This is a genomic window from Knoellia terrae (genome assembly GCF_048606435.1).
In the GTDB taxonomy this organism is placed as follows: domain Bacteria; phylum Actinomycetota; class Actinomycetes; order Actinomycetales; family Dermatophilaceae; genus Knoellia; species Knoellia terrae.
In genome coordinates this window covers 187,595-208,178 of record NZ_JBMBWH010000006.1, presented here as the reverse complement: position 1 = coordinate 208,178, position 20,584 = coordinate 187,595, and the positions used below count along the sequence as shown (strand labels likewise).

General features: G+C 72.4%; 24 protein-coding genes. 9 read left to right on the top strand and 15 right to left on the bottom strand.

Translation table 11 applies throughout. The features are described 5' to 3' along the window. The first annotated feature begins 17 nt into the window (after window positions 1-17). Entirely contained in the window at window positions 18-881 is an 864-nt protein-coding gene (locus ACOJV9_RS10530; RefSeq protein ID WP_420185159.1) for an SDR family oxidoreductase, read from the top strand. Here the strand turns inward: ACOJV9_RS10530 and ACOJV9_RS10525 are convergent. The 9 genes from ACOJV9_RS10525 to ACOJV9_RS10485 all read right to left on the bottom strand — a co-directional run bounded on the left by ACOJV9_RS10525 (window position 878) and on the right by ACOJV9_RS10485 (window position 8,839). Further along, entirely contained in the window at window positions 878-1,456 is a 579-nt protein-coding gene (locus tag ACOJV9_RS10525) for an NADPH-dependent FMN reductase (protein WP_420185158.1), read from the bottom strand. The two genes, ACOJV9_RS10530 and ACOJV9_RS10525, sit on opposite strands and share 4 nt — an antisense overlap. Window positions 1,457-1,531: 75 nt before the next feature. Then, the gene (locus ACOJV9_RS10520) at window positions 1,532-2,272 is read right to left on the bottom strand and encodes a class F sortase (protein WP_420185157.1); all 741 of its coding nucleotides are present in this window, start codon (window positions 2,270-2,272) and stop codon (window positions 1,532-1,534) included. An 11-nt stretch (window positions 2,273-2,283) separates the two neighbouring features. Then, window positions 2,284-3,078 carry a hypothetical protein gene (locus ACOJV9_RS10515; RefSeq protein ID WP_420185156.1) on the bottom strand — a complete coding sequence of 265 codons (795 nt, stop codon included), beginning with the start codon at window positions 3,076-3,078 and terminating at the stop codon, window positions 2,284-2,286. Between the two features lie 126 nt (window positions 3,079-3,204). Continuing rightward, window positions 3,205-4,467 carry a HAMP domain-containing sensor histidine kinase gene (locus tag ACOJV9_RS10510; RefSeq protein WP_420185155.1) on the bottom strand — a complete coding sequence of 421 codons (1,263 nt, stop codon included), beginning with the start codon at window positions 4,465-4,467 and terminating at the stop codon, window positions 3,205-3,207. Further along, window positions 4,460-5,170 (bottom strand): response regulator transcription factor, encoded by a 711-nt coding sequence (locus ACOJV9_RS10505; protein ID WP_420185154.1) that lies wholly within the window; start codon window positions 5,168-5,170, stop codon window positions 4,460-4,462. The genes ACOJV9_RS10510 and ACOJV9_RS10505 overlap by 8 nt, the downstream gene beginning before the upstream one ends. Before the next feature lie 28 nt (window positions 5,171-5,198). Next, entirely contained in the window at window positions 5,199-5,564 is a 366-nt protein-coding gene (locus ACOJV9_RS10500) for a hypothetical protein (RefSeq protein WP_420185153.1), read from the bottom strand. After that, window positions 5,564-7,378 carry an Ig-like domain-containing protein gene (locus tag ACOJV9_RS10495; protein WP_420185152.1) on the bottom strand — a complete coding sequence of 605 codons (1,815 nt, stop codon included), beginning with the start codon at window positions 7,376-7,378 and terminating at the stop codon, window positions 5,564-5,566. Before ACOJV9_RS10495 ends, ACOJV9_RS10500 begins: the two co-directional genes overlap by 1 nt. A gap of 159 nt (window positions 7,379-7,537) precedes the next feature. Further along, window positions 7,538-8,116, bottom strand: a complete 579-nt coding sequence (locus ACOJV9_RS10490) for a signal peptidase I (RefSeq protein WP_420185151.1) — start codon at window positions 8,114-8,116, stop codon at window positions 7,538-7,540. 144 nt (window positions 8,117-8,260) lie between these two features. After that, window positions 8,261-8,839: a TasA family protein gene (locus tag ACOJV9_RS10485; RefSeq protein WP_420185150.1), complete on the bottom strand. Its 579-nt coding sequence runs from the start codon at window positions 8,837-8,839 to the stop codon at window positions 8,261-8,263. A gap of 240 nt (window positions 8,840-9,079) precedes the next feature. Here ACOJV9_RS10485 and ACOJV9_RS10480 point away from each other — a divergent pair, with 240 nt between their 5' ends. From ACOJV9_RS10480 to ACOJV9_RS10470, 3 genes are all read left to right on the top strand, one after another. Next, complete coding sequence (locus tag ACOJV9_RS10480; RefSeq protein ID WP_420185149.1) at window positions 9,080-9,268, top strand: hypothetical protein; 189 nt, start codon at window positions 9,080-9,082, stop codon at window positions 9,266-9,268. A 67-nt stretch (window positions 9,269-9,335) separates the two neighbouring features. Beyond that, window positions 9,336-12,266 carry a helix-turn-helix transcriptional regulator gene (locus ACOJV9_RS10475; RefSeq protein ID WP_420185148.1) on the top strand — a complete coding sequence of 977 codons (2,931 nt, stop codon included), beginning with the start codon at window positions 9,336-9,338 and terminating at the stop codon, window positions 12,264-12,266. Window positions 12,267-12,299: 33 nt separating this feature from the next. Beyond that, window positions 12,300-12,782 carry an SRPBCC family protein gene (locus ACOJV9_RS10470; protein ID WP_420185147.1) on the top strand — a complete coding sequence of 161 codons (483 nt, stop codon included), beginning with the start codon at window positions 12,300-12,302 and terminating at the stop codon, window positions 12,780-12,782. On the opposite strand, the gene ACOJV9_RS10465 is transcribed toward ACOJV9_RS10470, so the two are convergent. Genes ACOJV9_RS10465 through ACOJV9_RS10455 form a run of 3 tightly spaced genes read right to left on the bottom strand, consistent with a single transcriptional unit; the run spans window position 12,754 to window position 13,934 of the window. Continuing rightward, window positions 12,754-13,164, bottom strand: a complete 411-nt coding sequence (locus ACOJV9_RS10465; RefSeq protein ID WP_420185146.1) for a PPOX class F420-dependent oxidoreductase — start codon at window positions 13,162-13,164, stop codon at window positions 12,754-12,756. The two genes, ACOJV9_RS10470 and ACOJV9_RS10465, sit on opposite strands and share 29 nt — an antisense overlap. A 15-nt stretch (window positions 13,165-13,179) precedes the next feature. Then, a complete protein-coding gene (locus tag ACOJV9_RS10460) occupies window positions 13,180-13,542 on the bottom strand; it encodes a UBP-type zinc finger domain-containing protein (protein WP_420185145.1) in 363 nt (120 codons plus the stop codon). A gap of 2 nt (window positions 13,543-13,544) precedes the next feature. Then, a complete protein-coding gene (locus ACOJV9_RS10455) occupies window positions 13,545-13,934 on the bottom strand; it encodes a DUF1304 domain-containing protein (protein WP_420185144.1) in 390 nt (129 codons plus the stop codon). Window positions 13,935-14,013: 79 nt separating this feature from the next. Between ACOJV9_RS10455 and ACOJV9_RS10450 the strand changes: the two genes are divergently transcribed. The 5 genes from ACOJV9_RS10450 (at window position 14,014) to ACOJV9_RS10430 (ending at window position 17,857) form a co-directional block, all read left to right on the top strand. Then, a complete protein-coding gene (locus ACOJV9_RS10450; protein ID WP_420185143.1) occupies window positions 14,014-14,766 on the top strand; it encodes a histidine phosphatase family protein in 753 nt (250 codons plus the stop codon). Then, complete coding sequence (locus ACOJV9_RS10445; RefSeq protein WP_420185142.1) at window positions 14,759-15,673, top strand: NAD(P)H-hydrate dehydratase; 915 nt, start codon at window positions 14,759-14,761, stop codon at window positions 15,671-15,673. Before ACOJV9_RS10450 ends, ACOJV9_RS10445 begins: the two co-directional genes overlap by 8 nt. Before the next feature lie 145 nt (window positions 15,674-15,818). Beyond that, a complete protein-coding gene (locus tag ACOJV9_RS10440; protein WP_420185141.1) occupies window positions 15,819-16,340 on the top strand; it encodes an SRPBCC family protein in 522 nt (173 codons plus the stop codon). 72 nt (window positions 16,341-16,412) lie between these two features. Further along, complete coding sequence (locus ACOJV9_RS10435) at window positions 16,413-17,375, top strand: SDR family NAD(P)-dependent oxidoreductase (RefSeq protein ID WP_420185140.1); 963 nt, start codon at window positions 16,413-16,415, stop codon at window positions 17,373-17,375. A gap of 2 nt (window positions 17,376-17,377) precedes the next feature. Then, window positions 17,378-17,857: an SRPBCC family protein gene (locus ACOJV9_RS10430; RefSeq protein ID WP_420185139.1), complete on the top strand. Its 480-nt coding sequence runs from the start codon at window positions 17,378-17,380 to the stop codon at window positions 17,855-17,857. A gap of 24 nt (window positions 17,858-17,881) precedes the next feature. Here the strand turns inward: ACOJV9_RS10430 and ACOJV9_RS10425 are convergent, their stop codons facing one another. The 3 genes from ACOJV9_RS10425 to ACOJV9_RS10415 all read right to left on the bottom strand — a co-directional run bounded on the left by ACOJV9_RS10425 (window position 17,882) and on the right by ACOJV9_RS10415 (window position 20,484). Beyond that, window positions 17,882-19,486 (bottom strand): phytoene desaturase family protein, encoded by a 1,605-nt coding sequence (locus ACOJV9_RS10425; protein ID WP_420185138.1) that lies wholly within the window; start codon window positions 19,484-19,486, stop codon window positions 17,882-17,884. A 61-nt stretch (window positions 19,487-19,547) separates the two neighbouring features. Continuing rightward, window positions 19,548-20,036: a pyridoxamine 5'-phosphate oxidase family protein gene (locus tag ACOJV9_RS10420; protein ID WP_420185137.1), complete on the bottom strand. Its 489-nt coding sequence runs from the start codon at window positions 20,034-20,036 to the stop codon at window positions 19,548-19,550. After that, the gene (locus tag ACOJV9_RS10415) at window positions 20,029-20,484 is read right to left on the bottom strand and encodes an SRPBCC family protein (RefSeq protein ID WP_420185136.1); all 456 of its coding nucleotides are present in this window, start codon (window positions 20,482-20,484) and stop codon (window positions 20,029-20,031) included. Before ACOJV9_RS10415 ends, ACOJV9_RS10420 begins: the two co-directional genes overlap by 8 nt. Between the last annotated feature and the right edge of the window lie 100 nt (window positions 20,485-20,584).

Here is a 20,584-nt window from a genome sequence, read left to right as displayed (position 1 = left end):
CGACCCCAGGAGGACCCATGACGCGCCCGGAGCTCACCGAGATCCCCAGCCAGACGCAGGACTGGCCCGGCACCACCGAGGAGCTGACACCGGCACCGGACCACGGTGAGACGTCCTGGACCTCGCGGAACCGTCTCGAGGGCAAGCGGGTCCTCGTCACCGGTGGCGACTCCGGCATCGGTCGCGCCGTTGCGATCACCATGGCCAAGGAGGGCGCGTCGGTGGCCATCGCGCACCTGCCGCAGGAGCAGGCCGACGCCGAGGACACCGTGAAGGTCATCAGCGGGGGTGGCGGCACCGCGCACCTCTTCGCGACCGACCTCACCGAGCTCGCCGCCAACCAGCAGCTGGCCAGGGACGCCGTGGAGGTCCTCGGCGGGCTGGACGTGCTCGTCTGCAACGCGGCCTACCAGATGACGTTCGACGACCTCGAGGCCTTCCCGCCGGAGCAGATCAAGCAGACCTTCGCCACCAACGTCTTCTCGACGTTCTGGCTCGTCCAGGCGCTGGCCAAGGACCTCGAGCAGGACGGCGGGTCGGTGATCGTCACGACCTCGATCCAGGCCTACGAGCCGTCCGGGCAGCTGCTGGACTACGCCGCGACCAAGGCCGCGCTCAACAACCTGGTCGTCAACCTCGCCGGCGAGCTCGGGCCGCGTGGGGTCAGGGTCAACGCCGTGGCGCCGGGCCCGATCTGGACCCCGCTCATCCCTGCGACGATGTCGGAGAAGAAGGTCGAGGGCTTCGGCAGCGACACCCCACTGGGCCGCGCGGGTCACCCCGTCGAGGTCGCCGCGGCCTACGTCTTCCTCGCCTCGGACGAGGCGAGCTACGTCTCCGGGACGGTCGTGGGTGTCACCGGCGGGCGTCCGGTCTTCTAGGCCGGGACGCTCTCGCGCAGACGGCGCATCGCTCCGCCCCAGCGCTCGACGGCGGCGAGCATGGTCCTGCGCTTCGCGCTCTGGTACTCGCGCGGGCTCATCGCCCCGGAGGGATCCATGTCGTCGTAGGTCGACAGCTCGACCTGTGCCCGCACGACGGCGACCTGGAGCTCGTTGAGGCTGAGCTTGAGCTGCTCGGCAGCACGGAACCCGCCGTTGCTGCCGTAGCAGACGATGCCGGCGACCTTGTCGTTCCACTCCGCGTAGAGGAAGTCGAGGGCGTTCTTGAGCTGCCCGGGTATGCCGTGGTTGTACTCGGGGGTGACGAACACGAAGGCGTCGAACGCGGCGACCCGCGCGGCCCATGCCTGCGTGTGCGCCCGGGTGTAGGTGCCCGAGCTGGCCGGTTCCGGCTCATCGAGGTTGGGCAGGTCCTGCCGGGCGAGGTCGACGAGCTCGTACGTCGCCGACTGGCGGTTGCGGGTCCCCTCCATCACCCAGTCGGCCACCGTGGGTCCAGCCCGCTCAGGTCGGGACGACGCGATGACGACGGCGATCTTCAGGGGCGTGGACATGTCGGTCAGTCTGCACCGAGTCTGCCCGTGCCGGCGTGGGCCGGCCCCTCCGCCGCCCACGCCGTCAGTGCGAGGTCAGTTCGCCTCGGTGAGCTGCGCGTAGACCACGACGTTGTCCACGTGGCTTCCGGTCTCGCCGTCGAGGACCCCGCCGCAGGTGATCAGGCGAAGGGCTGCGCGGTCGACGGAGCCGTAGACCTTCTTGCTGGGGAAGTCCGACTTCGGGTACTGACCGACCTCGGTGACGCTGAACGTCGCCGTGGTGCCGTCCTCGCGGGTCACCTCGATCGGGTCTCCCTTGCGCATCGCACCCAGGTCGAAGAACACCGCAGGCTTGCTCCGGTGCGTCACGTGGGCGGCGATGATCGCCGGTCCGAGCTCACCGGGCGTGGGGCTTCCGGTGAACCATCCGGCATCCGTGCCGTTGTCGGGCACCTCCATCCGCCTGTCGGGGCCGAGAGCCAGGTCGATGATCGGCGCGCTGGCCCCGATCTCCGGGAGGGTCACCCGGATGGGTCGCGAGCGCTCCAGTCGGGGCCCTTGAGCGGTCCGGTACTGCGGCGCGGGTGCCGCGCTCGCGCCGTGACCGGAGTGCGGGTCGCCGGCCGGCGCCGTCGGCGACCCGGACGGTGAGGGGGAGGGGCCGGGGGCAGCCGTGCCGCCATGGCCTGAGTGGTCGGTCACGGTGGGTGGGGTCCGGGTCTCCTGCTGGGCGAGCGCGAAACCCGTGGCGCCCACACCGAGGACCGCAAAACCCACCACGGCCGCAGCCGACGCCGTGAGGCGCCGGCTGCGGGTCATGGTGTCGTCTGACATGAGAGATCCGCTCAGCCGCGCACGGTCTCGAGGCGGCGACGGTAGATCAGCGCGCCACCTGCCGCAGCGAACGCCGCACCGGCGAGGCCGAAGGTGCCGACCGCCTCGATGCCACCGGTCGTGCCGTCACCGGTGTCGACGCCGCCACTGGGCATCTCCCCGGCCGACGCACCGGTCACGGTGCCGCAGGTGGCCGGGTTGGTGGCCTCCTCCGGGATGCCGTTGACGCCGAGCGACTTGGCGAAGCTGGACTCGCCCAGCGCCTCCAGGTCGTACTTGTCGTTGCCGTTGGCGTCCAGCCCGTGCTGCACGACGTGCAGGTTCTTGAGCTTCGCACCGGCCCCCGCAGGCAGCTCGATGGTGCGCGAGTAGGAGAGGTTGCCGTCCGCGTCGGCCACGGGCATGCGGTCGATCGCGAGTCCGCTCTTCGGGCTGGTGTCCCCCTTGGTCGTGAGGGACAGGATGACGTCGCCGTACATCGGCAGACCCTCCTCGGTGTCCACCTGTCCGTCTCCGTCCTTGTCCGCCGCCGACGTCGGGCAGGTGAACTTCTTGTCGTCGGTGAACGACCCGTGGAAGTGCTGGGCGTGCGGCGAGTTCGGGGTGAACCCCTTGCCCTCGATCTTGATGGTGAAGCTGTCACCGTCCACCGTCAGCTGGGCCGTCGACGACGACCCGCTCTCGTTGCCGGAGGTGTCGGTCAGCTCCATCTGGTAGCTCTCCTCAGCGCTCGCCCCTGCGGCGCCGGCCAGGATGAGGAACGCGGAGCCGGGGATGGCCAGGGCGGACTTCGTTGTCAATCGCATGGTGCTGCTCCTTCGTGGGGTCAGACCGAGATGTCGGCCCGGGACCTGCGCGAAGGGATTCGTGGCCACGGGGGTCACGGATTGGTCACGGCGCCGGTGACCTTCAGCGACGGGAGCGCGGCCGGCTCAGATGGCGGTGCGGATCAGGGCGTCGGCCTTGGCCGGCAGCACGAGCACGAAGGTCGTCGTGGGGGCGTCGGCGAGGGTGAGGTAGCCGCCGACAGAGGTCGCCAGCTGTGACCCGATGGTGAGCCCTAGCCCGTGGCCCTCGCTGTCGCGTGAGCTGGTTCCCCGCTGGAACACCTCCGTGCCCACGCCCCGCTCGCCCTCGTCGGCGACGCCGAGGTGGAGGAACTTGCCGAGGTCCCTGGCGCCGACCACGACCTGACCCTGCCCGTGAGCGCAGGCGTTCTCGAGGAGGACGTCGAGGACCTGGGCGACCGGCCCCGGCACGACGTGGGCGTTGACCGGGTCGCTGGGCTCATGGACCAGCTCGCGGCCTGCGGCGACGAACTTCGGCCTCCACCGGGCGATGGCCTCCGCCACCAGGTCCGACAGGTCGACGTCGACGGCGTCACCGAGGCGGCGGCCGCGTGAGAGGTCGAGGATCTCGGTGATGGCGCTGCTGAGCCGGTCCAGCTCCGACATCGTGTCGGTCAGCTCCGCCGCGACCGTCGGCGGCGTCTCCGGCCACATCGACAGGTCCTCGAGGGTCAGTCGCAGGGCAGTGACGGGGGTGCGCAGCTGGTGGGAGACGTTGGCGGCGAACTCGCGCTCGCGCTCGACGAGCGAGTCGAGCTGGGTCGACGCACGGCGCAGCGCCGCGCCGATGGCCTCGGCCTCGGGGATCGAGTAGTGCGGCAGAGCGACGTCGAACCGGGCCTCCCCGAGGTGGTCGGCGGCGTCCGCGAGCTCCCCGAAGGGCCGCGCGAGCCGCTTGGCGAGCAGGAAGCCCAGGACGGCGGCGAGTGCCACGAGCCCGAGGCCGATGAGGATGAGCGGCAGCAGCGCCGCCGAGACCCGAGAGTCGACGAGGGCGCCCGAGCGGGTCATGGTGAGCGAGCCCCCACCCTCGAGCCGTCGCGTCTGCACGATGTCGTCCGAGGAGCCGCGGGACTGCTCTCCGGCCCGCACCACGGTGTCGTCGGGGGCGACGTACTCGATGCCCTCGCCCTCGTCCAGCAGGCCCTCGAGGAACTCCGAGGTCACCGGTGAGGCAGCCGTGGTGCGCTCGGCGATCACGACGGTCACCAGGTCCGCGGACCTCTCGACCTTGCGGTTCTCCTGCGTCGTCACGAGGTCGGCCAGCAGGTACGCCCGGGGCACGCCGTAGAGGACGATCATCGCGATGGTCATGCCGACGAGCGCTGCGACGAGCCGCTCACGCACCGGCAGCGTCCTCGAGCCGGAAACCCACTCCGCGCACCGTGGTCACCTGGGCGGGGGCCCGGGCCTCGTCGAGCTTCTGACGGAGCCGTCCGATGGTGGCGTCGAGCGTCTTGGTCGAGCCGTACCAGTTCTCGTCCCACACCTCGCTGATGAGCTTCTCGCGGCTGACCACGGCTCCACGGCTCACGTCGAGGAGGGCGAGCACGTCGAACTCCTTTGACGTCGCGACGAGCTCGGCGTCACCCACCCAGATCCGCCGGGCGTTGAGGTCGACCCGCAGGCCGTTGCCGTGGGGTGTGGCGGCCGCCTCGACGACGGGCTCGACCGCGACGGCTCCCGTGCCCCGCCGCACGAGGGCACGGACCCGGGCGAGCAGGACGGAGAGACCGAACGGCTTCGACAGGTAGTCGTCGGCGCCCACGTCGAGGCCCACGACGAGGTCGAGCTCACCGTCACGCGCCGTGAGGATGATGATGCCGCCGGGGAACCCGCCCTCACGCGCCAGGCGGCAGACGTCCAGCCCGTCGACGTCGGGCAGGCCGAGGTCGAGGAGGAGCAGGTCGATCTCCCCGGACGCGAGGCGGGGCAGAGCCGGCAGCCCCTCGGCGAGCCGCTCGACCTCGTAGCCCTCGCGCTCGAGGGTCCGCACCAGCGGCGCGGCGATCTTGTCGTCGTCCTCGACGACCAGTACCCGTACGGCCATGGGGCGAGAGCATACGGCTCCGCCCCCGTCAGCCGTCAGCGCGTCGCTCACGCGCGTCGATCACGAGCAGCAGCCCGATGGCCACCGACAGAAGGAGGGTGACGACGTGGGTCGCGGACAGCTCCGTGGGGTCGTTGCCCGGCATGCCGAGCGTGAGGCTCAACAGGGTGCCGATGCTCGTCGCCGCGACGACGAGCACGACGACGAGGTGCGACTCGAAGCAGTTGTGCAGCCACATCTTGATGCCCCCGAGCAGGGCGAGGAGGGCGACCACCCCCAGCAACACCATCGTGCTGGTGGCGGCGGCGTTGACGGCTCGCTCCACCAGCACCAGGGCGAGGACCATCGCGGCGACCGCGGCCCACCGCGACGACCGGGTCAGCCGGCGGGGCATCAGAGGTCCCTGTCGGAGGTGCCGGTCTCGGTGACCGGGGTGGTCGAGCAGGGGCGGCCCTGGAGGTCGGTCACGGTGGCTGACGGGGTCCAGATCATCGCGCCGTTGGTGCTCGTGGTCTTCAGCGTGTTGTTGCCGGTGGCGATCGTCCCGAGCCGCAGCGTGACCGTGGTCCGGACGACACCGGTGCTCGTCGTGACCGTGCCGGCGGTCATGGTCGCGTTGAACGTCGCCGTCTTGCCGGTCTTGACGTAGTCGCGCCGGAGGTTGACGGATCCGAGGGTGACCGGGGTGGTGCCCGACAGGACGTCGACGGTGTCGTCGGTCGCCGTCCTGCCCAGCACCGCGCCGTCGCGCAGGCGGACGGTGACGGCCTTCGCTGCACCGTTCCACGAGGAGCTGACCTTGGTGAGGTCGACCTGGGTCGTCCAGGTGTAGGTGAGCGTGTCACCGGTGTCGGCGCGGCCGATCGACGCCCCACCGTTGGCGCTCTGCACGTCGGCGCCGCGCAGGGGCGCGTTGTCGACGAGCTGTGCGCTGACGACGGCGGAGGTCAGTGTCTGACCCTTGCCGTCCAGCAGGATCCCCCTGACGTCGTAGAGGCCGTCGACCACGGTGGTCGTGTCCCACGTGCAGGCGTAGGGCGACGTCGTGTCGGTGCAGAGGTCGGTCCAGGTGCTCGTCCCGGTCGGGGCGACCTGGATGCGGACGGAGGCGACACCGGCGGACGAGCTGGCCGCTGCGGTGACGGACACCGTGCCGTTGAGGGTGGGGGGGACGTCGACCGTGATCGAGGAGATCGTGTTGTCGACGACGCGGTTGGTCACGGCCGTCGAGGTGGCCTGGTTGCCGGCGACGTCGGTGGCGACGGCGCGGAAGGAGTAGGTCCCGTCGAGGAGGGGCGAGGTGGCGACGCGGCAGCTCCACGGCTCGGTGGAGATGGTGCACAGGTCCTGCCAGGTCGAGGTGCCGCTGCGCAGGTGCTGGATGACGACCTGGGCGACTCCCGAGTCGGCGTCGGCGGCCGTGGCGGTGAAGGTGCGGGTGCCGCTCAGGGGCGTGCCGGGGTCGACCATGGTGACGCTCGGTGCCGTGTTGTCGACCGTGACGGCCTCGACGAGGGCCGAGGTGGCGGTGAGGTTGCCGGACGTGAGGACCGAGCGGAGGTCGTAGTCGCCGGAAGCCAGGCCCGTGGTGTTCCAGCTGCAGGCGTAGGGGCTGGTGAGGTTGGTGCAGATCGAGGTCCAGCGCGTCGTGCCCGTGGGGGCGTACTCGACCCTCACCGTGTTGGTGACGGGCGCGTTGTAGACCGAGGTGGCCAGCGCCACGGTGCCGCGGACGACGTCACCGGGTGAGGCGAGGACGACGAGGACGTTGTTGGCGACGGTGGTGCGCACGACGTCGGAGACGCTCTCGTAGCCGGCGTTGTCGGTGGCGCGGGCGCGGAGCGAGTACTGCCCGTCGACCACGCCGGCGGCAGAGGTGCTCCAGGAGCAGGAGTACGGCGCCACGGTGTCGGTGCAGATCGTCGCCCAGTCGGAGGCCCCGGGAGCGAACACCTCCAGGGTGACCGAGGCGATCCCGGTCTCGCCGTCGGCCGCGGTCATCGACACCGTCACCGTGCCCTTGACGGCGGTGCCGGGGCTCACGACCGAGACGCTCGGAGGCGTCCAGTCGGCAGCGGCCCGCACGGTGGCGCTGGCCTGCGTCTGGGCGGTGAAGCTCGCGGACGAGAAGACCGGGAACGCGATCGTGAGCACACCGGCGAGCGCGGCGAGGAGGAGGAGCTGCAGGAGGCGCGGACGTCGCGTCACGGGGTCCTCCTTCTCGTGGGCCTGGGTGGTGGGTGGGTGGACGGCAGCAGCTGTCGCGTTGGGGTCAACGCTAGTGAGAAGGGCTCCACTGCTCCTCCACAGAAATGCCCCAGGAGTTCCCCGGTTTGCTACTGCGGCGGGGAACGCCTGGGGCTTGGCTCAGACGGGGAGACCAGCCCCGGAGCGGGTGGGCACGTGAGGGCGGGTCCGGTCCGGGCGCACGGCTCCGACGAGGTCGCGCAGGGCGAGCAGGGCGATGACCGCGGCCGGACCGCCGATGACGGCCATGCGCACCTGCGGGTCCGCCAGGGCCACGAAGACGTAGCCGACCAGGGGGACGGTGTGGGCCACGACCGGCTGGGTCCCCTCGGTCAGGGCGAAGGTCCACGGGTCGGGGTCGGGGTTGGCGTCACCCTGGGTGCTGAACACGGTGGAGCCGGCCTGGCCGGGCTCGACCTTCGTGATGCGGTGCGTCACGAGGTCCGAGACGCCACTGTCGGGCGGGGGCAGGTAGGTGATGACGTCACCCACGGCGAGGTCCTGGACGGGGATGCGCTTCTCGAAGGCGACCGAGCCGCGCTCGATCGCGCCGGACATGGAGCCGCCGGTGATGACGTAGCGCTCGTAGCCGAGCAGGCCGGGGACGATGTAGGCCGCACCGCCGAGGGTGACGACCAGGAGGGCGAGGGAGCCGAGCACGCGCAGGGAGCGGCGGGCGACCTGGACGAAGCGGTGCATCTCGGGCTCCTTCGGTGGGGCGTGCGGGGAGGGTCGGGCGGGGCGAGCGGGTGCGGGTCGGGCGGGTGGTGCGGCTGGGCCGGTGGCAGGGCGCCCCGCGGGACGCCCTGCCTCAACCCGGATGTCGATCGTCGTGCTCAGGCGTCAGGACTGGTCGGTGACCGTCGCCGCGCCCTGGACCGAGTCCCAGCGGTAGGTGGCGTTGGCGACCTTGCCCTGCTCGCTGTTCGGGGCGTCCGCGTCCAGCGTGACGGTGAAGCGGAAGGTGTTGACGGCGCCGGGGGCGAACTCGCCGAGGGTGGTCGCGCTGCCGTCGATGATGCCGCCGAAGTTGCCGGAGTAGACGGGGGTGTTGGCCGTGACGTTGTGGATGGCCAGCTTGAGGTAGTTGTCACCCGCGACCTTGTCGCTGAACGCGTTGCTCGACAGGGTCTCGGTGAGGCTGAAGTTGGCCGGGAGCGTGCCGGTGTTGGTGAGGGTGACGGAGCCGATGACGGTGTCGCCCGGCTTGATGTTCGTGAGGTTGAAGATCGCGGCGTTGCTCTTGGAGTTCGTGTGCGTCAGCGAACCGGCGGTGACCGAGCTGATCGTGTTGCCGGTGGTGGAGGTGAAGGTCGCACCCGAGCCGACGGCGATGGCGCCGGCGACGGTCAGCGTGGCGAGCGGGACGAGGATCTTCTTGGTGCGGCTGACGCTCATGTCGTACTCCTGGATCGAGTCCATCGGGGTGTTCCCGATGAGTGGGGGTTGATGGGGAAAACGCTACGGAGGCCTGTTCCACAGGACTTCCACGCGAGTGCCCCCGCATCTCCCCACTTCGCAACGAGATGGCTACTCATCGGTACCGAGGGCAACGGAAGGGCACATCGCCCGTCTGAGGTAGCGGGCACCGGCCCCTGAGGTGGCAGCCACCGCAGAGATACGGCATACGCCCGATGTGGCCCGCTACCTCACCCGACGACGGTGGAGGAGTCAGCAGAACCGGTCACGAAAGGACCCGTCATAAACGCCTTCATCACCCCGGAGCTCGTCAGGGCCGAGATCCACGCCCGCTACGGGCTCCTCCCCGAGACGCACGAGCGCCCCGGCTCGTCGCTGCACGTCATCCGCCGGGTGCGGGCCCGCGTCCAGGCAGCCCGCTCGGCCCGGTGACGTGGGCGTGCGGGCACCGTCACCACGAAGCCTCGCGCAGCGCCGGGAGTCGTCGATAATCGCCAGCATGACTCCCACCGTGCGCGAGCTCGTCGGCCGCGACGCCGACCTCGCGCGGGTCACCGGGATCCTCGGGCTCGACGACCCGCACGGGGTCGGTGTCGTCGTGTCCGGCGACGCCGGCATCGGCAAGTCGAGCCTGCTCGCCCGGGTGGCCCGCGACGCCGAGGCGTCGGGATGGGCCGTCGCCTGGGGCCACTGCGTCGGCCAGGGCGGTCGCGGGGTCGCCCACCTCCCCTTCACCGAGATCGTCACCCGGCTCCAGCAGGTCGCCGCCGACGTGGTCACCGAGCAGGTCGCCACCCGGCCGGCCCTCGGTGTCCTGCTCCCCGGAGGCCTGGCGGAGCCGGCCTCGCCCCAGTCCCCCGGCAGCGTGGCCGAGGGCGTGCACGCGCTGCTCACCGCCGTCGGGAAGCGCGCCCCGCTCCTCGTGCTCGTCGAGGACGCCCACTGGGCCGACCACTCGTCCCGCGACCTGCTCACCCTCCTGCTCACCCGGGGGTTCTCCACCCCCGTGGCCCTCGTCGTCACCTACCGCTCGGACGACCTGCACCGACGGCACCCGCTGCACGAGACCCTCGCCGTGTGGGCGCGGATCGCCGGTGTCGAGCAGCTGGACCTGCGCCCCCTCGCCGACACCGCGATCCGCGACCTCGTCACCCGCGACGCCGGGGGACGGCTCGACGAGCGGGCGGCCGCCGAGATCGCCCGCCGGGCCGAGGGCAACCCGTTCTTCGCCGAGGAGCTGGCGGCCGGCGCGGTCTCCGGTCGCCGGGTCGCCGGCGGCCTGGGCCGGGTACTCGGCGCGCGCATCGAGCAGCTGACGCCGCCCGCCCAGCAGGTGGTCCGGACCATGGCTCTCGCCGGGCGCACCGTGGGCCACCACCTGCTCCTGCGCGTCACCGGCCTCGCCGAGGAGGAGCTGGAGGCCGCGCTCGCCGATGCGGTCGAGCACCACGTCGTCGAGGCGCGCTGGCCGCCCGCCTACGCCTTCCGGCACGCCCTGCTGGGTGAGACCGCCACCGACGACCTCCTGCCGGGTGAGCGCCTCCGTCTCCACCGCGCGTATGCCGGTGCGCTGGCCGCCGATCCCACGCTCGGCCCTGCGTCCGAGCTGGCCCGGCACGCCGCTGCCGCCGGTGACCTCGCGACCGCGGTCCGCGCCTCCCGCGACGCCGCCCGCGCCGACCTCGCGGTCGGCGGGCCGTCCGGTGCGCTCGAGCACCTGGAGCTGGCGCTGTCGTGGATGGACGAGTCGGCACCGGAGCGCGACGAGGTCAGCCTGGAGGCGTCGGACGCCGCCCTCGACGCCGGCGACGTGGTCCGCTCGGTCCAGCTGCTGCTCGACCGGATCCAGCACCCCGGCCCGGAGCAGCCGCCGGCGGTGCGTGCCCGGCTGCTCGCCACCTGCGCGAACCGCACCCGCCTCACCGACCTGCTCGAGCCCGACGCGGGGATCACCATGACCGGTGAGGCCATGTCGCTGGTGACCGACGAGGAGGGCCCCGATCGGCTCCTCGTCCTCACCGCGCACACGCAGCAGCTCGTCGACAGCCGGCGCTGGGCGGAGGCCGCGGCCCTCGGGGAGGACGCGAGCGACCTCGCCGAGCGTCTCGGACTCTCCGCGGCGCACCACGAGATCCGCACGGTGATGTCGCGCGTCATCGAGGTCCACGACGACCTCGACGCTCTCGAGCAGCACATCGACCGGCTGCTCGCCGACCTCGGGAACCGGCCCGACCCCCTCCTCATCCGCATCCACCACCAGGCCGCGACGATGCACCATCGGCGCGGCGACCTCCACCGGGCGCTCGAGTCCTACGACCGCGGCGCCGCGATGGCGCGCCGCCTCCATCTCGACTGGGCCCCGTTCGGGCTGGAGTCGCGGCTCCTGGGCGGGCTCACGGCATACGAGATCGGGGACTGGGACGGTGCGCAGCGTCGGCTGGCGGTGGACGACCCGCTCCTGCCCCAGCCGGGACGATCCTTCTTCGACAGCGCGCTGATGACCGTGCGCACCGGCCGGGGCGAGCCGCTGCCCGAGGACGAGATCGCGGCGGTGCGGGAGTGGTGGCCAGCCGACGGCTTCGGCGTCGTCCAGCTCGTCATGCCGGCCGTCGACGGCTACGGCCAGCGGGGGGAGCTCCCCCGCGCCCTCGACATCGCCCAGGACGCGGTCGCGCAGCTCGAGCGCACCTGGGGGCGCTTCCACGCAGTCGTCCGTCTCGCCGCGCTGCTCGCCGGGCACGTCGCGAGCGCGGCTCCCCGCCTGGACGAGGCGTTGCGCCGCCGGGCGCTCGCCCAGCTCGAGTCGCTGACCGAGCGGGCCGACGCGATCGTCGGGAGTCCGCAGGGCGAGGTGCGCGACCCGGTGGGTCCCGTCGAGGACTCGGGCCTCGCTCGAAGCAACACCGAGACCTGGGCGTGGGACCGGCGGCTACGGGCCGAGCTGCTCCGGCTGCAGTGGCGCGACCCGCGCTCCACCAACCCGACGATCGAGTCCCTCGTGGAGGCGTGGGTGGCCTCGGTGGAGGCCTTCGAGCGCTACGGGCACCCCTACGAGACCGCGCGCTCCCGGGTGCGGCTCGCCGCCGCCCTGCGCGCTGCCGGTGACGGCGCCCGAGCCGGTGAGGAGGCGGCGGCGGCGCGCGAGGTGGCGGTGCGGCTCGGGGCGGCCCCCCTCCTGCGCGAGGTCGACGACCTCGTCGGAGCGGCGTCAGCACGGACCGCCGGGGCGGAGGCGGACGGCCTCACCGCCCGCGAGCGCGAGGTGCTCGAGCTCGTCGCGCGTGGCCTGAGCAACGGGCAGATCGGCAGCCAGCTCTTCATCTCGACCAAGACCGCCAGCGTCCACGTCTCGCGGATCCTCGCCAAGCTGGGCGCCGCCTCCCGCACCGAGGCCGCCGCCATCGCGCACGCCCGCAGCCTGCTCGACTGACGACACCGCGCCCGTGGCGACATGATGGGCGCCATGGCAACCTTCTCCGCGAGCAAGACCTCGGACGCGACCGTCGCGCACCCGCGTGAGCTGGTGTGGGAGGTTCTCACCGACCCCGCGACGGTCGCCCGGCTGACGCCGATGGTCGCGTCGATCACGCAGGACGGGAGCACCTGGCGCTGGCAGCTCACCCGCATCCCGGTGCTCGGGAGGTCGTTCGAGCTCGCCTTCACGGAGGAGATGTCCTACGAGGAGCCGAGGCGCATCGCCTTCCGCCACGCCCCTCGTGGTGACGAGCGGGCCGGCACGGACGGTCGCTACGACCTCGACGAGACCGAGGGCGGCGCTGAGACCGGTCTCCGCATCGACCTCACCGTGACGGTCGACCTGCCCTTCCCGCGCCTGGCCCGGCCGGCGGTGCAGGTAGCGATGCACGGCGTGCTCGCCGCGATGGGCACCGGTTTCGGACGGTCGATCGAGAAGGAGCTCACGGCTCGAGAAGGGCGACGTCCCTGACGACGATCGCCGCGCGGGGCTGGCGACCGGGCAGCCGGTCGAGCACCGGTTCGACGACGGTCAGCACGCGGTACCACCAGCCGTACTTCGCTCCGAGGGCTCGCTTGACCCGGGCGACCGCCTCGCGGTCCCGGTGCACGGTCGCCGTCGCGGCATACGTGGGAGCCCCGTCAGGGACGTTCCCGCGCACGTCGCACGGGCGGAGCTCGACCCGGGCGGTGTGGGCCAGCCGTTTCGTCTTCCCGGTCCGGTCCACGGTGACCACGAGCAGGTCGTCGCCGTCCGGTGCGATCCACACGGGGCTCGGCACCGGGGCTCCGGTGCGGCGGAAGGTGGTCAGCTGGACGTAGCGGTGCTGCCCCAGCGTCGTGGTGTCAGACATGCGTATGCCGTCCGCTCACGGGTGGATTCGGTCGCGCCAGTCGTGCGGGACGCGCCCCTGCGGCCCGGGGACGGGCTGGTCGACCGGGCGCGACCGGGGCTCGGCAAGCGTCGGGCCCCGTCCCATCTCCCTGGTGGCGTAGTTCCAGAACCAGGCCTCGTCCGGCTCGTAGCTCGCGACGATCGGGTGGCCGGTCTCGCGGAAGTGGGCAGTCGCGTGCTGGCCCGGCGAGCTGTCGCAGCAGCCGACCGTGCCGCAGGTGGTGCAGCGGCGAAGGTGGACCCACCAGCCCTGTGCCGTGGTGCAGGTGGCGCAGCCCTCACCCGAGGGCGGGACGGTGGGGTCGAGGTGCTCCGACGCGTGGAAGGTGACCGGCACGGCTACTCCCCCGTCCCAGCGAGGAGCAGGGTGATCACCGCGAGTGCCGGGGCGACACCCTGGATGAGCGCCGGCCGCAGCTTCGAGCGGTCGCTCGTGGCGAGCACGAGCGCCGCGGCGACCATCGAGCCGCACCCGGCATACATCAGGGCCGCCCCCACGTCCTCGGATTCGGTCGCCGACCCGACGATGCCGATGACCGTGACGAGCGCGAGGAACAGGTTGTAGAAGCCCTGGTTGTAGGCCAACGGCCGGGTGGTCTCCGCCGTCTCGGCCGTCGTCCCGAAGACGGCACGGGTGCGGACATCGGTCCAGGCGAGCGACTCCAGCCGGAAGATGTAGACGTGGACCAGCGCGGCGAGGCCGGCGAGGACGTACGCGAGCGGGAGCATGGCCCGAGCCTAGTGACCGCGGCGAGGTGTGCCGCTGCTTCCGGGCCATGACCCGCCCCCGCTCACATAGCCTCGGGGCATGCCCGCGCGCAGCCTGATCCTCGTCCGTCACGGCCAGTCCGAGGGCAACGTCGCCGCCGAGTCCGCCGAGCGCGAGCGGCTCGAGCGGATCGCGGTGCCGGCGCGCGACCCCGACATCACGCTGTCCGAGCTCGGCCGGGAGCAGGCCGGCGCGGTCGGCCGCTGGCTCGAGGCGCTCCCCGAGGACGAGCGCCCACAGGTCGTCTGGACCAGCCCCTACCGCCGGGCGCGGCAGACGGCCGAGGTGGCCCTGGAGGTCGCGCGGACCGAGCTGGCGTTCCGGGTGGACGAGCGGCTGCGCGACCGTGACATGGGGATCACCGACATGCTGACCGGGGCCGGGATCAGGACCTCGCACCCCGAGGAGGCGGAGCGCCGGCAGTGGCTCGGGAAGTTCTACTACCGCCCGCCGGGCGGCGAGTCGTGGGCCGACGTCGCACAGCGGGTGCGGGGGGTCCTCACCGACATGGCGCACGCCGAGCGCCACGACCGGGTGCTCGTGACCGCCCACGACGTCGTCATCATGCTGTTCACCTATGTCGCCGAAGGCCTCGACGAGGAGGCGGTGCTGTCCCGGGCGCGGACCGACGGCCTCAAGAACGCCGCCATCTGCCGGCTCGAGCGCGACGAGGAGTCGCCCACCGGCTGGGTCGTCACGGACTACAACATCGACACGCACCTGCGTGACCTCGGCGTCGAGGTGACGGCGCAACCGGGCGCCACCGACGAGGTCGGCGACGGCCGTGGCTGAGGTCCCCGAGGGGGCACGGGGCGGGACCCGGCGCGCGCCCCGCCTCGTCACGCCACACGTCCTCGACCAGTGGCCGCTGCCCGAGCCGAGCGGTTCGAAGTACAGCCGAGGGCAGGCCCTCGTCGTCGGGGGGGCCCGGCGCACGCCCGGTGGGGTGCTCCTCGCCGGCCGGTCGGCCCTGCGGATGGGAGCGGGGCGCCTCAGCGTCGCGGTCGCCGAGAGCGTCGCGCAGCACGTCGCCGTCGCCCTCCCGGAGTGCGGCGCCACCGGTCTGGCCGAGGACGAGCACGGCTCGGTGACCGGGGTGGGAGCCGGGTCCGAGCTGGCCAAGGAGCTCGACCGGACCGACGCGCTCCTCGTCGGGCCCGGGCTCGACGGCGCCGAGGGATCTGCCCGGCTCCTCACCGAGCTCGTCGCAGAGCTTCCCCGGGGCACGCCGGTCGTCCTCGACGCCTACGGCGTCACCGTCCTGCCGCAGGTGGACAAGGCGACGAGCGGAGGCCTGCGTGACCGGCTCGTGCTCACCCCCAACTCCGGCGAGCTGGCCCGCCTGCTGGGGCAGGACGAGGTCGCCGACGAGGACGTCGTCGAGGGGGCGCTCCAGGTCTCGCGCCAGTACGGCGCCGTCGTCGGCTGCGGCACCTGGGTGGTCTCCGAGCGCCGGATCTGGCAGATCACGACCGGCGACACGGGTCTGGGCACGTCGGGCAGCGGTGACGTGGTCGCCGGGGCGACGCTGGGCCTGCTGAGCCGGGGCGCCACACCGGTGCAGGCGCTCGTCTGGGGCAAGCACGTCCACGCCGCCGCCGGTGACGACCTCGTCATGACGCACGGGCGCGTCGGCTACCTCGCGAGCGAGCTGGCCGCGCACCTGCCGCGGGTGCTCAGGTCGCTTCGCGGGAACTGACCGGCCACCGCCGACCGGGCCACCCAGGGCGCAGTTCGTGACCAATAGGTCGAAAGCTGTCACCGCCGCCCGGGCCACCCAGGGCGCAGTTCGTGACCTATAGGTCGATGCTTGACCAACCGACCGCCCCGACCGAGGAGACCGCATGACGTCGACATCCAGCACCCCCCGACCGACGGGACGTCGCGAGGACCGCGACGGGACGGCATACCTCGTCTTCGAGCGCACGTTCCGCGCCCCGGTCGAGGACGTCTGGGCGGCGGTGACCGCACCGGAGCGACTCGAGCGCTGGATCGGCACGTGGACCGGTGACCCCGCGTCCGGGTCGGTCCAGTTCCGCATGACCGCCGAGGGGGACGTGCCCGAGGAGACGGTCCACGTCGACGAGTGCGAGGAGCCGACCCGGCTGCGGATGCGGTCGGCGCGACCGGACGACCAGGGCCTGCTGTGGGTCTGGCAGGTGGACCTGGTCGAGTCCGGCGGCGTCACGACGCTCACCTTCGCCCAGGAGGTCGTCGACGTGACCCTCGCGGAGAGCGTCGGGCCGGGATGGGACTACTACCTCGACCGGCTCGTCGCCGCGGAGGCCGGCGGGGACCTCGGCGCCATCGACTTCGACGCGTACTTCCCCGCGATGACCGGGCACTACCGCGCGCAGCTGGCCTGACCGGGGCCCACGGTCTCCGACCGGCGTGGGGCCAAGGTCCATTTGCGCCGGGCCAGCACGCAGAATGGGGCGATGACCAGCCCAGGCAGGACCGTGCTCATCACCGGAGCCTCGAGCGGCATCGGGCGGGCAACCGCACTCCAGCTCGCCGAAGAGGGCGCCGACCTCGTCCTCCTCGCCCGTTCGCGCGAGACGCTCGACGCCGTGAGCGAGGAGTGCGAGGCGCTGGGGGCTCGCACCCTCGTCACGGTCGCCGACGTGGGCGAACCCGAGTCTCTCGCGGCGGCGTTCCGGGACGCGGAAGAGGAGTTCGGGCCGCTCGACGGGGTCGTGCACTCCGCGGCTGTCCTCGCCTACGGGCGCTTCGAGGACGTCCCCGCCGAGGTCTTCGACGCCGCCATCCACACGACCCTCACCGGCACCGCCAACGTCGCGCGCGAGTCGCTGCAGTCGTTCGCCACCTCCGGCGGGGGCAGCCTCGTCGTCATCGGGTCGCTGCTGGGCAAGATCAGCACTCCGTTCATGAGCTCCTACGTCACGGCGAAGTGGGGCGTGCATGGACTCGTCCGCACCCTCCAGATCGAGGCGCGCAGCACTCCCGGCATCGACATCAGCCTCGTCTGGCCCGGTGGCGTGGACACGCCCGTCTACCTCCAGGCCGGGACCTACCTCGAGCGGCACGGTCGACCGCCGCCGCCGGTCGACCCCCCGGAGAAGGTCGCCCGGGCGGTCGTGCGCGCCCTCGACCGCCCGCAGCGCGAGGTGTCGGTCGGCCTGGCGAACCACCTCGTCGTCACGGGCTTCCGCGCAGTTCCCGCGGTCTTCGACGCGATCGTCACCCCGCTCATGCGCGTCGGTGGGCTCTCCCGGGAGGAGGTCGAGAACTCCCCGGGCAACGTCCTGTCCCCCGTCACCGAGGGTGAGGCCGTGCACGGCCGGTGGGGTCGACACTGGATGCGCGGAGCCACCCTCGCCGGAGCGGCGCTCGGCGCCGGCGCCGGCATCGTCCGAACCGTGAACCCTCGAAGGAGCTGACCATGGACCAGAACAACGGAGTCATCACCGTCACGCGCGACGTGGACGCCCCCGCGCGAGCCGTGTGGGACGTGCTCGCCGACGGGTGGTCCTACGCGACCTGGGTGGTGGGTGCCTCACGCGTGCGGGAGGTCGAGAACGACTGGCCCGCCGAGGGCTCTCGGATCCATCACTCGTTCGGCCTGTGGCCGCTGCTCATCAACGACACGACCAAGGTCGAGCGCTCGACCGAGCCCTCCCGGATGGTCCTCACGGCGCGGGGCTGGCCGGCCGGCGAGGCCCGCGTCTCCATCTCGATCACACCCCGAGGGGACGACGCCTGCACGGTGAAGATCGAGGAGGACGCCTCCAGCGGCCCGGGGACGCTCATCCCCAAGCCGGCGCGCCAGCTCGCGATTGGGCCGCGCAACGTCGAGGCCCTCAAGCGCCTCGCGTTCCTCGCCGAGGGCCGTCACCGCAACGGGGACCGACCCCCGGCCTGAACCAAGGGGACCCGGCTCGCCTCGTCAGTCGCGGGGCAGGAGCCGGTTCCAGGCCGTCCTCGTCAGGGCGCGACGAGCGCCTCCGGTGAGCCGGCCGTTGGCGCCGAGGGCGGCCCGGGCGGCGTTCCAGCCGCAGGCGCCGTGCACGCCCCCACCGGGGTGCGCCGAGGCGCTCGCGAGGTAGAGCCCGGGCACCGGCGTCTCGGGTCGGCCGAGACCAGGGGTCGGGCGGAAGACGAGCTGCTGGTGCAGCCCCGAGGTGCCGGCGTTGACGGCCCCGTCGACGAGGTTGGCGTCCTCGCGCTGGAGGTCGTCGGGGGACTGGACGTGACGTGCCACCTGCGTCTCCCGGAAGCCGGGGGCGACCCGCTCGACGGCGTCCTCGATGCGCTCGACGTGCGCCTCGAGGCGCTCACCCGTCCAGTCGTGGCCGTGGGGGACGTGGGTGTAGGCCCACGCCGACTCCGTACCCGCCGGCGAACGGCTGGGGTCCGAGGTCGTCATCTGCCCGAACAGGAGGAACGGGCGCTCCGGCACCCGGCCGACCGACAGGTCCGCCGCGAAGTCGACGAAGCCGTCGGTGTCGACGCCCAGGTGCACCGTGCCGGCACCCGCGGCGCCGTCGAGCCGCCACGGCACCGGACGGTCCAGGGCCCAGTTGACCTTGATCGTGGGGTTGTCCCACTGGAAGCGGTCCAGGTCGCGCAGCAACCTGCTCGGCAGGGGCTGGCCGGCGAGCAGGTCCTGGTAGAGCGCAGGAGCGGGGACGTCGGCAAGCACCCCACGGCGCGCGCGGATGGTGCGGCCGTCGGCGAGGCGCACCCCGCTCGCGCGGCCGCCGTCGACGGTGACGGCGGTGACGGCCGTCCCGGTGAGCACCTGGGCGCCCTTGCTCTCGGCGCGCCGCCGCAGCGACTGCGCCAGCTCGCCGGCGCCACCCTCGGGCACGGGGAAGCCGACGTCTTGGCCGAGCATGCACAGCAGCCACCCGAAGATCCCGCTGCCCGCGGCGTCCGGCGGGACGTCGCTGTGCATGGCGTTCCCGGTGAGGAGCAGGCCGGCCCCCGGTCCGGTGAACCGCTCGTGGGCCATTCGCCGGACCGGTGTCACCGCGAGGCGGGCGAAGTCCAGAGTGTCGGCCGCGCCGAGCCGGCGCAGCATCCGCGTTGCCGAGACGACCGGCGGGAAGGGGGTGAAGAGGGCGTCGAGCAGCGGGTCGCGGATGCGGTCCCACCCGTGCACGAGCTCGAGCCACGCGTCGCCGTCGCCGGGCGCCACCGCGTCGAGCCCGGCCGCGGTGTCCTCGGCCCGGTCGCACAGGACCGCACCGCTGCCGTCCTCGAGGGCATGAGCGAGCACGTGCGGCGCCCTGCGCCAGGTCAGCCCGTGCTGCTCGAGGTGCAGATCGCGGATGATCGGGCTCGCCGCGGCCAGCGGGTAGAACGCGCTGAACAGGTCGCTGAGGTAGCCCGGGGCCGTCACCTCCGCACTGCGGACGGCACCTCCGACGTCGTCGTTGGCCTCGACGACCACGACATCCCAGCCGGCGTCGACGAGCGCGTTCGCGGCGACGAGCCCGTTGGGTCCCGCGCCGACCACCACCGCGTCCGCCGTGTCCACAGATCCCATCGTGCCCACCGAGGTCACCATCGCCAGCCCCGTCCCGTCCGCGTCCGCCGTCAGCTCGTGCTCAGAGGGTGACGACGCCGCTGCTGTCGTCGTCCTCGTCCTGGGCCTTGTCGTCGGTCACCAGTCCCTTGACAAGGTGCACGAGCATCGCCGCCTTGCCCGGCGACTCCCAGTACTCGGCCGTGTCGGCCGTGATCTCGAGCAGCCCGTTGTTGGGGGTCTGCGCATCGCCCTTCATGTAGGCCGACACCGACGGGTCCCAGAGCTCCTCGAGCTTGGCGCGGTCCTCGCTCACGACGGCGTTGCCGGCGAGGGACACCCAGCCGCTGTCGCTCGCGTAGGCGACGTTGACCGCCGGTCGCTGGCGGATCGCCGCGACCTTGTCGGTGTCGAGCTCGGTGATGAAGAAGACCGTGCCGGGGTCCTCGAAGTCCTGCGTGCCCATCGGCGTCGACACGAGGCGGCCGGCGTCGTCGACGTAGGTGAGCGTCGCGATCCGGGTCTCCTTCATGATCTGGGCGATGAGGTCCTTGGGGTCCTGGTCAGCCATGTTGTGCTCCTACGCGGGTGAGGGCGGCGGTCATGTCGCGCACGGTGTCGTCGGCGACCTTCTTGAAGACGAGCTGCATGAGCGGGTCGGCGAAGCGCGCCGCGCCCTTGAAGGTGATCGTCGCCTCGTAGCGGATCCGGCTGCGGCCACCGTCGAGACCGGTCACACCGATGTCGTCGGTCGAGTCGGCGGTCGTGTTGCTGCCCTGCAGGACGACGTGGTCCGGCTCCAGGGTCACCAGCTCGTACTGCAGCTGGGTCTCACGGCCGAGCACCTTGCTCGTGTTGGTCCAGGTCGCCCCCGGCAGCGCCGGGGCCGACTGGTCCCCGTTGCGGACGCACGACACCGTCCCCGGGTCCCACTCGACGGCGTTGGCGAAGTCGGCCAGGTAGGCGACCGCATCCTCCTGGGGGCAGGGGACGTCGAACTCTCGGACGATGTGCACCACGGGTGCTCCTCGGGTTGGTTCCTCCCACCGTAGGTCATCGATCCGGCCATCCACCGGCGAGGACGCAGCCCGGCTCCCGCGCGACCAGCCACCCCAAGGG